The organism is Arsenicibacter sp. R0_47 (genome assembly GCF_057652235.1).
The window spans coordinates 159852-173328 of sequence record NZ_JBYFCJ010000002.1 but is presented as its reverse complement, the minus strand read 5'-3'; the positions used below and the strand labels follow the sequence as shown (position 1 = coordinate 173328).

The following is a 13477-nucleotide window of genomic DNA, read 5'->3' as shown; positions in this document are numbered from 1 at the left end:
TATCTACACGTTTACACATCCTTAGCCTTTTGTTGCTGGTCAACACCTTCGCCTTTGCCCAAACCATCCGCTACGTAACGCCAGTCGGCAAAAACACCAATCCGGCCACTGCTGTTAGCTGGGCCGCATCAACCACTGACCTGCAAGGGGCAATCAATGCCAGTCAGGCGGGCGATCAGGTCTGGGTTGCGGGCGGCACCTACAAGCCCGGCGGCAATGCGAATGCCAATCGTTCGATCAGCTTTTCGATGAAAAATGACGTAGCGATTTACGGTGGTTTTACGGGCAACGAAACCACGCTCAGCCAGCGGCCGGCCATTAACCCTGTAGACGGCCAGCCCAGCAGCAGTACGCTGAGTGGGGAGATCGGTGATCCTAACAGTACAACGGATAACAGTTATCATGTAATCAGTAATCCAGCGGGATTGACGACAACAGCAATCCTAGATGGATTTGTCATCACGGGAGGATACACTGAGCAAACAACATCAACAGTATTCGGCAATTCCCGTGGCGGAGGGGTGTATAACGCCGGTAATAATTCATCTCCCTGTAACCCTAAATTCATGAATTGTCTTTTTAATAATAACCAAGCCTTTTTTGGCGGGGCAATGTATAACAGTCTTTCCAGTCCAATTTTATACAATTGTACTTTTTCGAATAATAAAGCATCTTACGGAGGTGCTATGGTTAATATTGGCACCTGTAACCTTCAGGCAATAAACTGCGGATTTCTGAATAACACTGCTTTATATTTTGGTGGTAGCCTATTTAATGCAGCTGCAACAGGGCTATGCAAACCAGCCTTTTTGAGTTGTTCATTTCAAAATAATTTCGCGCCTACAGGTAGTGTAATGGATAATAGTGTAGATGTAATTGGAGACTGCATAACCTCTTTAACTAACTGCATACTATTTAACAATAATGGTAGCAATGATATAAAAAACTCGTTTGCCAAAGTCATTGCCACATACTCTCTCTTTGAGCCCACCGCCGTATCCAACATTGCTGGTTTAGACCTCTCCGGCCCCGGAAACCTCACCAACATCACTGTTTCTCCCTTCGCTTCAACTACCAGCGTGGTCCTGGCTCCTAACTCACCAGCTATCAATGCAGGCGATCCAGCCACCTCATCCGCAACGGTTGGCATGACCGATCTGGCAGGTAATCCGCGATTTGTAGGCCGTATTGACATGGGAGCTGTAGAGTTTCAGGGAATACTGGAGATGTATACTCTCAAAAACGGAAACTGGAATGACCCGTCAGTCTGGTCTCTCAGCAGAGTGCCGCAGCCGGGAGAGCGTGTACGCCTCAGGCATACGGTTACCATCCCCGCCGGATTTACGGCCTCAGGCTTGATTCTCAGCTATGATCCGGATGGCAGACTGATACATGAAGCAGGCACTAAACTACAACTGGGGAATTGATAGTCAGTAACAGGCAGCGAAGAGGCTGAAAGCTATGCCAGGTAACGCAATCCATAAAAAAAGAGACGCAAAATATTGCGTCTCTACGATTAATGTCGGGATGGCGGGATTCGAACCCACGACCCCTTGCACCCCATACAAGTACACTACCTGGCTGTGCTACATCCCGATCAAATGGATTGCAAAACTAACCGCTGGTCCCGAAAAATGAAAAAAGGGTAAAGATTTTCCCGGGCTATTTTCAGGTCAGCGTATTCGTAGAGACGCAATATTTTGCGTCTCAGCACTGCATGATCAAAGACATAGATTTATAAACCTGCAAAAAAGAGACGCAAAATTTTGCGTCTCTACATTACCTGATCAATGAAAAAAGAGCCGCAAGATCTTGCGGCTCTACGGTATTACTTGCGCTCAGCGATTTCCGGTACCGAACGTGTCGGATCCAGCGCGCGGTTGATGCGCACCAGCACGTCTTCGAGGTGGTAGCGGCTCATCTTGTCCGTCTGCGCCGGTAAGGCGGTACGGATGTCGCTTTGCAGCTGCACAAGGTATGCACGCGTCACCGACATAATATCTGACTTCTGCACGTCGGTATAAGGGCCGGAGTTAAAACGGAAACCAGGACCCGAGAAACTCGACGGCCGGACCGCTGCCGGTGGGTTGGTCAACATCCCGATCAGCTTCTCGGCATAGGCTTTCTGCAGGTTCCGGCGGTAGGTGTCGATTGCCTTTTTCGCCGGCAGTTCGCTCCAGATACCACTCTGCACGTCGGTAAAGAACTCGTCCAGACCATACGACTCGGCGCGGCTGCTGTTTTCAATCAGGCGGCTCAGGCGACCTACATCAAACAGCGAGTTCAGTGTACCTTCCTGCAACGTCCGGATGAAATCAACGCCCTGATCCGGACGCACCAGCGGCATGATTTTGGCGTCCAGCAACCACGTTGGTGTCTCAAACAACTGCTTGTTCAGGAACGCCATCGCATCCTTCTGCAAATTCTTCGGCGTTGGTTCGTAGACCACACCGGTCTGGTCAAATGTTTTCGGCGTTTCGTAAATACCACCCACGTATTTCGTCACGTGGCCCATATACCGGCGGAACTGACCGCTGATTTCGCCGTACATTTCCTGTAGCTTGTCAAAATCTTCGGCATCTTCGCGTGTCCACTGCGGCAGGTTCGGCAGAATACGCTTCAGGTTTTTAATCCCGTACTCGCTGGCCAGCATGGCGTTATCACCAAGGTCTTCGCTTTGTGAGCGTGGGTCCATCGGGTTAATTTCGGTACCAAACCAGTATTTCGCGTCGTTCTCGTGGCTTTTCACCCACTTGTTCAGCACTACCTTGTCTTCTTCCGGCGTTTTTGTCTCATACACCGGCTTGTAACCCCATTCAATGGCCCAGACATCGTAGGTACCGATGCGCGGGAACAGGTCCGTAATACCATCTTCCGGCTGCGCTACGTAGTTGAAACGGGCGTAGTCCATGATCGACGGTGTATGACCGAATTGCTTGATATAGGCTTTATCGCGCAGTTTTTCAACCGGCGTGGCGTGGCTCGAACCAAAATTGTGGCGCAGGCCAAGCGTGTGACCAACTTCGTGCGACGATACAAACCGCACCAGCTGTGCCATCAGCTCATCATCGAATTTAGGTTTGCGGGCACGGGCATCAACGGCAGCTCCCTGTACCATGTACCATTTCCGCAGGAGGTTCATTACGTTGTGGTACCAGCCGATGTGGCTTTCCAGAATCTCACCCGTGCGCGGGTCATGTACGTTCGGGCCATAGGCATTTTCGATGTCCGACGCGAAATAACGAATTACCGAATAGCGGGCATCTTCCAGGCTCATGGTCGTGTCCTTATCATCCCAGTCTTTCGCCATGATGGCATTTTTCCAGCCTGCTTTTTCAAAAGCTACCTGCCAGTCGTTAACACCCTGTTTCAGGGCATTCCGCCATTTTACCGGCGTTGCGGGATCGATATAGTACACAATTGGTTTTGCCGGCTCAATCAGCTGGCCGCGCTTCTGGCGATCGGCATCTGCCGCCGATTTAGGCTCCAGCCGCCAGCGAACGGCGAAAGTCTCCTGCTCGGTCCGCTGCGAGGCATCGTCATAGACCGTATAGCCGTTGGCAAAGAAACCCACGCGGCTATCAAAATACCGCTTACGCATCGGCTTTTTCGGCAACAGAATCATCGACGTGTTAATCTCCATCGTTACGGCACCGGCCACCGACGCAGCCGGGAGCTGCGTGCTTGGCGAAGGTCCGGGCATCGCCGGCGCGGTACTGGCATTAAACGTTTTCACCACCCGAATCTCTGTATTGATCGGATAGGAACGAATCCGCTGAATAAACGAACGGTCGGTTGCCGGTGCCATCAGACGGTAGCGGGTCTTTGTCTGCGGATCAAGCGATACTACCTGATTTTCTGACTTGAAGAAGTCCGTCACCTCAATAACTACCGACGTATCTTTCCGGATCGACTTCAGATCAAACGCCGCCGCAATCGGCTCTACGTTTGAATTCTTAACAGCCTGATAGATCGGCTGCAGCGTATCGGCACCTACGTTCTGGTAGCTGACCACGCGCAGAAACAGCTTTTTCTCGGGACCACGCTCCCAGCGCAGCACCTGACGATTAGCCAGTTCGCCGCCATAACCGGCTCCGGTCGGTGCCTTTGCGATCCGGGTGATGGCCATAAATTCACGGCCGATCAGCGAGTCCGGAATTTCAAAAAAATACTTTTCATCGACTTTGTGCGTAATGAACGCACCCCGGCTGGTTTGGGCTGTAGCCGGAATTACATCTTTGTAGGGTTTAGGGCCGCTGCTTTCTTTTTTAGCAGCGCCTGCGGTGGCCGTTGCCGAAGCGGCCGGTGAGGCAGTTGTTGACGATGGAGTACCTGGCTGCTGAGCGAATGCGACAGACGTAGTGATGCATAAACCACCCAACAGACCAAATAAAGGCAATGTGTTTCGCATATATATAGGTGAAAATAGCACTAAATATACGCATTACCTGTGAATACTTTTCTATGGCAGGTTACAAAAAAATGAGCGCCGGATACGGTAAGTATCTGGCGCTCATCCATGAGCAGTTCAGCTCAATTTTCCCCCGCAGGTAAGGCTACTCGCGTTCGTTACGACCGCTGCCCTGCCGCGCAGGTGTTGGTCCCTGACCGTTCTGCTGGCGCTGCTGCTGCATCGGGTTCGGGCCCTGCGGACCGAAACGACCCTGCTGCTGCTTGAACAGCTGCAGACGCGTCGGCTTCGCTACCGGCGGGAACGAGTTATTTTCGTCGTCAATGTCGGCAATCTCCTGGAACGGATCGAGCGTCCACTGCTTCACTTTTTTGTTTGTCGAAATCACTTTCGATACCTGTGCATCGTTGAAACGCCAGATTTCGGCCGGGAAACGGGCCACCGAGTCGGTGCCGTCTTCGAACTCCATCCGGATGATCACCGGCATCGGCAGACCGCCTTTATTCTTCAGTTTCAGCGTGTAAAAGTTCTGCTTACTTTCAGCCAGTTTGCGCTCGCTCTCGCTCAGCGTAGCCAGATAGTCCTGATACTTCTTGCGGTCGGCGTCTGTTACCTTGTACTGATCGTAGCTGTTGTAGAAGTCGCGCATGGTCGAGTCCTGTGCCACCACTGTCTCATTACGGGCGGCGGCATCGCGCTGCTTGCTGATGGTTTTGTTGCGGCGCTCAGCTTCGGCACGGGCTTCAGCTTTCACCACTTCCGGATCCTGACTGCCGGTCTGGAACCATTCTACCTCTACCAGATCCTGATCAACCGGTTCAACGCCGTAGAACCAGCCTTTCCAGAACCAGTCAAGGTCAACACCCGAGGCGTCTTCCAGTGTCCGGAAGAAGTCGGCCGGTTCAGGGCTCTTAAACGCCCAGCGGCGGGCATATTCCTTAAAGGCATAGTCGAACAGTTCGCGGCCCATCACCGTTTCGCGCAGAATGTTCAGCGCTGTTGCCGGTTTTGCATACGCATTCGGCCCGAGGCTGATAACGTTATCCGATGACGTCATGATCGGCGACAACACTCCTTTGTCCGACTTCATGTAATCAACAATGTCGCGTGGCTCACCACGACGGGCCGGATAGTTGTAGTCCCACTCTTTTTCGGCCAGGTACTGGCAGAAGGTGTTGAGGCCTTCGTCCATCCATGTCCACTGGCGTTCGTCAGAGTTCACGATCATCGGGAAGAAGTTATGGCCCACTTCGTGGATAATTACCCCGATCATACCGTATTTCGTCTGCTCCGAATACGTACCATCCGGCTCCGGACGGCCACCGTTGAAGGAAATCATCGGATATTCCATACCACCGGATGTGGCGTGGCAGGAAATTGCTACCGGATACGGGTATTCAATCGTGCGCTTGCCGTATGACCGCAGCGTGTGCTCAACAACGCGGGTTGAGTATTTCTCCCAAAGCGGGTTACCTTCTTTCGGATAGTACGACATACTCCAGATTTTACGGCCGTTCCCGTATACATCTGTCTGCATGGCATCCCAGATAAATTTCCGCGACGACGCAAAGGCAAAGTCACGGACATTATCCGCTTTGTAAATCCAGGTCTTTTTACCGGTTGGCTTGCCTTTTTCAGCAGCTTCGGCTTCGGCCTGCGTCACAATCACGACCGGGTCTTTTGACGTAGACGCTTTCTGCAGACGGCTCAGCTGCGTGGCATTCAGTACCTGTTTGTAGTTCTGGCACTCACCGGTTGCTGCCACTACGTGGTCGTTTGGTGCCGTAATGGCTACCTTGTAATTCCCGAAGATCAGCGTAAACTCACCCTGACCCAGGAACTGCTTGTTCTGCCAGCCGTTTACGTCGTTGTAAGCACACAAACGCGGGAACCAGTGGGCAATAAAGTAGTTGTAGTTACCGTCTTTCGCGAAGTAATCGTATCCGCTCCGGCCGTAATACTCTGTAACAAAATAATTCCAGTCGATGCTGAACGATACTTTCTGACCTGCCGCCAGTGGTGCCGGCAGTTCGATCCGCATCATGGTCTGGTTGATCGTATATTTCAGCGGCTTACCGGTAATGTCTTTTACGGCCGTGATGTTGTAGCCGTATTTGTCACTGGCTCCCTGCTGGCTCCGTTCCCGGACCGAGTTCAGGTTTTGCAGCTGCGAGAACGACATACCGTTCTGCGGCACGCTGCCCGTACGGGTCAGGCTGGCGGTTGATCCTTTGGCAAACAGGTTCTGATCCAGCTGCAGCCAGATATACGGCAGCACATCCGGCGAATAGTTGTGGTAGGTTACCACCTCTGAACCGATGATTTTCTGATTCGCATCATCCAGTTCTACCTTGATATCATAATCCGCCCGGTTCTGGTAATAATCTTTACCAGGCGACCCCGATGCCGTCCGATAGGTGTTCGGCGTTGGCAGTACCGGCCCCAACTGCTCAAAGCGGTTGTTGGCGTTGTAGCTCGGCTGGTTTGGCTGCTGTGCATATACGCCCCACGCTAAACAGCCAGCCCAGATGGTTAACAAGAGTTTCTTCATGTTGGGTTGTAATTGTTAGATTGTGTTGATTAGGTAATTCGGCGGAGTCAGGATCAGATTAGAAAGGGGCATTTATTGGCAACTAGTCAGGGACTGCATCCGGGCAGTCCCTGACTACGAGGCTTATTCTCTTGGACCGGTACCCTGCCGGGCCGGTGTACCCTGGCCATTCTGCTGGCGCTGCTGCTGCATCGGGTTCGGGCCCTGCGGACCGAAACGGCCCTGCTGCTGCTTGAACAGTTGGAGACGCGTCGGCTTCGCTACCGGCGGGAATGAGTTGTTATCGGTATCAATATCGGCGATTTCCATGAACGGATCAAGCGTCCACTGCTTCACTTTTTTGTTTGTCGAAATCACTTTCGAGATCTGTACATCGTTGAAACGCCAGATTTCAGCCGGGAAACGGGCCACCGAGTCGGTGCCGTCTTCGAACTCCATCCGGATAATCACCGGCATCGGCAGACCGCCTTTGTTCTTCAGTTTCAGTGTGTAGAAGTTCTGCTGGCTTTCGGCCAGTTTGCGCTCGCTCTCGCTCAGCGTGGCCAGATAGTCCTGATACTTCTTGCGGTCGGCGTCTGTTACCTTATACTGATCATAGCTGTTGTAGAAGTCGCGCATGGTCGAGTCCTGTGCCACCACTGTCTCATTACGGGCGGCGGCGTCGCGCTGCTTGCTGATCGTTTTGTTACGACGTTCGGCGTCGGCACGGGCTTCGGCTTTCACTACGTCCGGATTCTGGCTGCTGGTCTGGAACCATTCCACCTCTACCAGATCCTGATCAACCGGTTCAACGCCGTAGAACCAGCCTTTCCAGAACCAGTCAAGGTCAACACCCGAAGCATCTTCCATGGTGCGGAAGAAATCGGCCGGTGTCGGGCTCTTGAACATCCAGCGGCGTGAGTATTCTTTAAAAGCATAGTCGAACAGCTCGCGGCCCATCACTGTTTCGCGCAGAATGTTGAGGCCGGTACCAGGCTTGGTGTAGGCATTCGGACCAAACTGCATGATATTATCGGAGCTGCTCATGATCGGCACCTGCACCTTGGCGTCCGTTTTCATGTATGGCACGATGCTTTGCGGCGAAATGCCGGTAGCCGGGAAATCAGGATCCCACTCCAGACAAGCCAGGCCTTCCAGGAAGGTATTCAGGCCTTCGTCCATCCATGACCACTGCCGCTCGTCGGAATTCACAATCATCGGGAAGAAGTTGTGGCCCACTTCGTGGATAACGACCGAGATCAAAAAGTTTTTCGTGCCTTGTGAATAGGTACCATCCGCTTCCGGACGCGCACCGTTGAATGACATCATCGGATATTCCATACCCCCTACCGGACCGTGCACTGAATACGCCACCGGATACGGATAGGCAAATGTGCGGGCCGAGTACGATTTCAGCGTATGCGCTACCAGACGCGTTGAATACTGTCCCCAAAGCGGGTTAGCTTCTTTCGGATACAGCGACATGGCCCATACGCGCTTGCCTTCTACCGTCGGATACATGGCGTCCCAGATAAATTTCCGCGAGGCAGCAAACGCAAAGTCACGGACGTTATCTGCTTTGTAAATCCAGGTCTTCTTGCCGGTTGCCTTGTTTTTCTCAGCGGCCGTTGCTTCTTCCTGGGTAACAATTAGGGTCGGGTTCTTATCATTGCCTTTGGCTTGTTCCAGACGCTTCTGCTGCGCTGCTGTAAGCACCTGCGCGGCGTTCTGCAACTCACCGCTCGCGCCGACCACGAGGTCAGACGGTACAGTGATGGCTACTTTATAATTTCCGAAGATCAGCGTAAACTCACCCTGACCCAGGAACTGCTTGTTCTGCCAGCCGCTCACATCGTCGTAAGCACACATCCGCGGGAACCACTGCGCCATTTCGTAGATGTAGTTACCATCCTGCGGGAAAAACTCATATCCCGAACGGGCACCCGTTGACCGGGCATCCACGATATTAAAGTTCCAGTCAACCGAGAACACAACCGACTGGCCCGGCGCTACCGGTGTCGGCAGGTCGATCCGCATCATGGTTTCGTTGATCGTAAATTTCAGCGGCTTACCCGCTTTGTCGCGGACGGCGGTGATTTTATAGCCGTAATCTTTCTGCGCCGCTGTCTGGCTTGCCGTTGCCTGGGCGAACGAGATCCCCCGCTCGGCATTCACACTGCCGGTGCGGGTGATATTGCCCGTCGAATTCGGTTTAAAGAGGTTTTGGTCAAGCTGCATCCACAGATACCGCAGTTCATCACCCGAACGGTTGAAGAACGTAATGGTTTCCGTTGCCGACAGGTGCTGTTTCTGATCATCCAGTTCAGCCTTGATGTCATAGTCGGCGCGCTGCTGGAAGTAATCGCGGCCGGGGGCACCGGAAGCTGTCCGGAAGGTGTTCGGCGTCGGCAAAACGGGGCCTAACTGCTCAAAACGCGTATTGGCATTATACGTGGAGGGGGCGGTGGTCTGCGCCTGTAGTGACAGCGAAAAAGCTGTCAGCCCAAGAAGCCAGAAGACTTTCTTCGTCATTTTAGTGAGTTAATGAATTTTTCTCACAACAAAGTTACGAAGAAGTTAAAGAAAATATGGTGTAGGGCGGTAAGTTACCGTACGTTGTTTACGTTTATACTGTTCTATTGTTTGTTTGTGCAGTATGTCAACTTGTAGCATCAGGCAGAACCGGCCCGCATATCCTTTATTCTAAAGCAGACAGGCTTGCCAATTCATGCATTGCCTGGTAGCTTTGACAGTTCGTTAACCACCCATCGCGATGTTCCGGCTACCTGTACTTCTATTCCTTTTTCTGTTCTTCGCCTATAACCAGTTACTGGCACAATCTGCCGGAATTGTCTCACTTACCGACTCCCTCCACGCCTACTTACCCGATAAAGGCGACCTGGAAAGACTACACTGGCGTATTGGCGAACTACGGGCTGCCCAAACAAAAAAAGATGTGGAGGCGGTCGGGGAAGCCTGCTATTTACTGGCCAAATTTTACCAGGGTACCGGTGAGCAGCGGATTGCCCGGTTCTGGTTTCTGCAAGCACTCCGCATTCGGGAGAAACGGGGGCCATCCGAAGATCTGGTCAAACTTTATATTCAGCTATCCGGCCACTACTCGTCCAGTTCCATGTCAGAAGAAAGCATGCAGTATATTCTGAAAGCCATGAATACGGCGCGGAAGGTGCGTACTGCCGACTCAACCAGTGCGCTGAAAAGGGCCTATCTGATGATGGCCGGTATCCATGCCGCTGCCTGTCCGCCGCCGCCGGTCAAAGACAGCGTTTACAGGGATTACCAGACCATGAATCAAACCGACTTTACAAATCCGGATATTCTGGTACGCTGGCCCTGGCTTTCGTGCGACAGTGCGACCTATTACCGCCGGTTAGCGGAACAGAAACTTCGGATCATAAACGAAAAAGATACCGCCAAGAGTGATTTTTTCATCAGGATGGACCTGACTACCCCACAATTTATCCAGTATTATGAGACCATGTTGAAGCGGTATCCGTACTTAAAGAAAACGGTCTCCGGTCTCACAAATCAGGCTGCTCTTGCTCATTGTTACCTCAGAATCAATAATACCCGCCGGGCTAAAATTCTGCTGGATGATGCCCGTAAACAGTATAACCAGTATCAGTTCAATGCCCCTGCCCTGCTTCAGCTCCTTTACAGCACTTATGTTGTTTATTATCGTCAGACCGGTGATTATCAACAGGCCTTTTATTACCAGAAACTGGCCTATGAATACCTGCTTAATAAGCTAAAAGAAGACCGGACAGCGGCCATTGCCCGGTTAGGGATAGTATACGAGACGGAAAAGAAAGACGCACAAATCAAAAGCCAGCAAGAGTTACTCGAAGCCACGAACCGTGCGCTGGCAGCCGAAAAAAACCTGAAAACCAGTTTGATCAGCGGATTAGCGGTTGCGCTGGTATTTGTTGCCATATTCTGGCACCTGTACCGCAAAAACCGGAAAATCAGCCGGAAAAATGCCGCACTGGTGAAAGAACAAAGCCATCGGGTACGCAATAATTTACAGGTCATTTCAAATCTGCTGACCTTACAGGCAGCCCGGCTTACCGACGAAACTGCCCTGAAAGCCGTGTCTGAAAGCCAGCTCCGGATTCAATCCATTCAGCTACTCCACAAACGGCTGTACCTTCAGCCCGAACACACTGTAGATGCTGACTTATCAGTATACATCCCTGAAGTAGTCGGGCATATCCTGGCAACCTATGGCTTCGGACCATTGTCACCGGTATACGCGATCAATGCCGGCTGGCTATCTGCCGACCAGACCCTGCCACTGGGCATCATCCTGACTGAAGTAATTACCAATGCCTGCAAGTATGCGTTCGACAGGCATCCGGCACCGGCATTGGCTATAGATGTTAACGAAAAGGGCAATACCCTGCAGGTAACCGTCCGTGACAATGGCCCTGGCTTTACGGGCAATCCGCTTTCTTCCAGCTCCTACGGGTTCCGGCTGATTGACATACAGGTCAGGCAGCTGGCCGGCCAATACCAGTTTAATCAGGACAAGGGCACGGTGTTTACGATGAATTTTCCCCTTTATGAGCAACAGGCATAAGGCATGTACCGGCCAGACTGCCTTAATTTGTTCCGGCAACCAGCTCATTATTCAGGATTAGCGAAATCGCCATACCGGCAACAATCCCCGAAATAATCAGCCGCCAGTCGTGTTTTTTAACCGGTAACCGCTCAACAGCGACGTAGGTAATGGCCAAAACAATGCTTACGATCACCAGTTGCCCGAGTTCCAGACCGATATTAAAGGCCAACAGTGGCTGAACAATATCCGCTTCCGTTCCCAGTAGACTCCGCAGGTAGCTGGAAAAGCCCATCCCGTGAATGAGCCCGAAAAGCAGCGCCAGTGCATAACGTAAGCTATCGCGTTGAGATGTACGGGTGGCAAACGGACTGCGGCGATCCTGATAAAAGAAATTCGACACGGCCGTGATCAGAATCGTAACCGGAATCAGCAGTTCAATAACCTTCGTATTATAGTTGATGAGTTTCAGGGTTGCCAGCGCCAGCGTAATGGAGTGTCCGATGGTAAAGGCAGTTACCAGAATAAGCACCTGCTTCCATTGCCGCAGCGTATAAATGGCACACAGCGCAATAACAAACAGGATATGGTCGTAGCCGCCCGGATCGGTAATGTGATCAAAGCCCAGACCCAGATAGATAAAAAAATCAGACATGTATGCAGTTTTATAGTATTTGGTTGAGTCGTTATCAGGGCTACCGGTCAATCTCGCCCATTACGATATCCAGTGAACCGAGAATGGCAATCAGATCGGCAATCATCGTTCCTTTCGAAATCTCGCTGATTACCGACAGGTTGTGGAATGAACAGGCGCGGCACTTACACCGTACCGGCACATCCGAACGCCCGTCGGTCCGGAAAAAGAACCCCAGTTCGCCTTTTGAGCTTTCCCCGCGTACGTAAATATCCATCGCTTTCGGGCGGATCTTTTTCGGCAGAATAGCATGCGGGTCAAAATCGCGGGTCCGTTTGTGGTCGGTTGTCAGCCGGTCGAGGCATTGCTCGATAATCCGGAGCGACTCCCGGCATTCCTGCACCCGCACGTAGTTACGGTCCCAGCAGTCACCTACTGTCCCCGCCTGTCCGGTACCGACGGGAATATCGAACTCCAGTTCCGGATAGACCGAATACCCGTCTACCCGGCGCAGGTCATACCGCAGGCCCGACCCGCGCAGCACCGGCCCCGTACAACCGTAGTTGATCGCCACCGGCAGCGGCAGAATCCCGACGTTGGCCGTACGTTTGACAAAAATCTCGTTTTCGATCACCAGTTGCTCCAGTTCTCTAAGTTTGGGCTTGAGATACGCTACAAATTCGCGGCAACGTTCTTCAAAGCCTACGGGCAGATCGTAAAACAGGCCACCCACCCAGATATAATTGTAGAGCATGCGGGCACCGCTTACCCATTCGAGCATGCGGAGCAGGTGCTCACGGTCGCGGACCAGCCACAGAAACGGCGTATAGGCACCAATATCGAGCGCATAGGTACCGATGGCAATAAAATGAGAACCAATCCGGTTGAGTTCGGCCATCAGCACGCGGATATACTCAATCCGCAGCGGAATATCCCCCTGAATACCCAGCATTTTTTCGACCCCCATGGCCCAGATATGTTCCCCGTTCATGGCAGCCAGATAATCCAGCCGGTCGACAAAAGGAATAGTCTGGTTAAATGGCAGCGACTGGGCATGTGCTTCAAAGCAGCGGTGGAGATAGCCGATATGCGGAACGGCATCAACGATAATTTCGCCGTCCGTTACGACTTCGAGCCGCAAAACGCCGTGGGTAGACGGGTGTTGCGGACCCATGTTCAGAATCATCTGCCCTTCCGATAACCGAGCGGCATCATACGCATTCGGTTCAGATGCCCACAAGTGACCGGGCGCGTATTCGTATTCAATCGTAGTTTGTGTTGCCATACGCTTTCAATCCGACAAAGGTAATGCCTCAGGCGCAA

The 13477-nt window shown here is 52.2% G+C and carries 7 protein-coding genes and 1 tRNA gene; 2 read left to right on the top strand and 6 right to left on the bottom strand.

Going from position 1 to position 13477, the window contains the following annotated elements; all coding sequences use genetic code 11:
* Window positions 1-29: 29 nt before the first annotated feature.
* Entirely contained in the window at window positions 30-1427 is a 1398-nt protein-coding gene (locus AC23NW_RS04110; RefSeq protein WP_487447903.1) for a choice-of-anchor Q domain-containing protein, read from the top strand.
* A gap of 95 nt (window positions 1428-1522) precedes the next feature.
* Here AC23NW_RS04110 and AC23NW_RS04105 read toward each other — a convergent pair.
* The 4 genes from AC23NW_RS04105 to AC23NW_RS04090 all read right to left on the bottom strand — a co-directional run bounded on the left by AC23NW_RS04105 (window position 1523) and on the right by AC23NW_RS04090 (window position 9473).
* Window positions 1523-1596, bottom strand: a tRNA-Pro gene (locus AC23NW_RS04105).
* Between the two features lie 232 nt (window positions 1597-1828).
* The gene (locus AC23NW_RS04100; RefSeq protein ID WP_487447901.1) at window positions 1829-4411 is read right to left on the bottom strand and encodes a zinc-dependent metalloprotease; all 2583 of its coding nucleotides are present in this window, start codon (window positions 4409-4411) and stop codon (window positions 1829-1831) included.
* 145 nt (window positions 4412-4556) lie between these two features.
* Window positions 4557-6962 (bottom strand): M1 family metallopeptidase, encoded by a 2406-nt coding sequence (locus tag AC23NW_RS04095; RefSeq protein WP_487447900.1) that lies wholly within the window; start codon window positions 6960-6962, stop codon window positions 4557-4559.
* 123 nt (window positions 6963-7085) lie between these two features.
* The gene (locus AC23NW_RS04090; RefSeq protein ID WP_487447898.1) at window positions 7086-9473 is read right to left on the bottom strand and encodes a M1 family metallopeptidase; all 2388 of its coding nucleotides are present in this window, start codon (window positions 9471-9473) and stop codon (window positions 7086-7088) included.
* A gap of 241 nt (window positions 9474-9714) precedes the next feature.
* Here AC23NW_RS04090 and AC23NW_RS04085 point away from each other — a divergent pair, with 241 nt between their 5' ends.
* On the top strand, window positions 9715-11541 hold the full coding sequence (locus AC23NW_RS04085; protein ID WP_487447897.1) for a sensor histidine kinase: 1827 nt from the start codon (window positions 9715-9717) through the stop codon (window positions 11539-11541).
* A gap of 22 nt (window positions 11542-11563) precedes the next feature.
* Here the strand turns inward: AC23NW_RS04085 and AC23NW_RS04080 are convergent, their stop codons facing one another.
* Window positions 11564-12226 carry a HupE/UreJ family protein gene (locus AC23NW_RS04080; protein ID WP_487447896.1) on the bottom strand — a complete coding sequence of 221 codons (663 nt, stop codon included), beginning with the start codon at window positions 12224-12226 and terminating at the stop codon, window positions 11564-11566.
* On the bottom strand, window positions 12216-13439 hold the full coding sequence (locus AC23NW_RS04075) for an NADH-quinone oxidoreductase subunit D (RefSeq protein WP_293840202.1): 1224 nt from the start codon (window positions 13437-13439) through the stop codon (window positions 12216-12218). Before AC23NW_RS04075 ends, AC23NW_RS04080 begins: the two co-directional genes overlap by 11 nt.
* Window positions 13440-13477 lie beyond the last annotated feature (38 nt).

Excerpts from the sequence above, each read along its gene's own strand:
- AC23NW_RS04095 (WP_487447900.1), bottom strand. The coding sequence starts at position 6,962 with ATGAAGAAACTCTTGTTAACCATCTGGGCTGGCTGTTTAGCGTGGGGC.
- AC23NW_RS04085 (WP_487447897.1), top strand. The coding sequence starts at position 9,715 with ATGTTCCGGCTACCTGTACTTCTATTCCTTTTTCTGTTCTTCGCCTAT.
- AC23NW_RS04075 (WP_293840202.1), bottom strand. The coding sequence starts at position 13,439 with ATGGCAACACAAACTACGATTGAATACGAATACGCGCCCGGTCACTTG.
- AC23NW_RS04090 (WP_487447898.1), bottom strand. The coding sequence starts at position 9,473 with ATGACGAAGAAAGTCTTCTGGCTTCTTGGGCTGACAGCTTTTTCGCTG.
- AC23NW_RS04100 (WP_487447901.1), bottom strand. The coding sequence starts at position 4,411 with ATGCGAAACACATTGCCTTTATTTGGTCTGTTGGGTGGTTTATGCATC.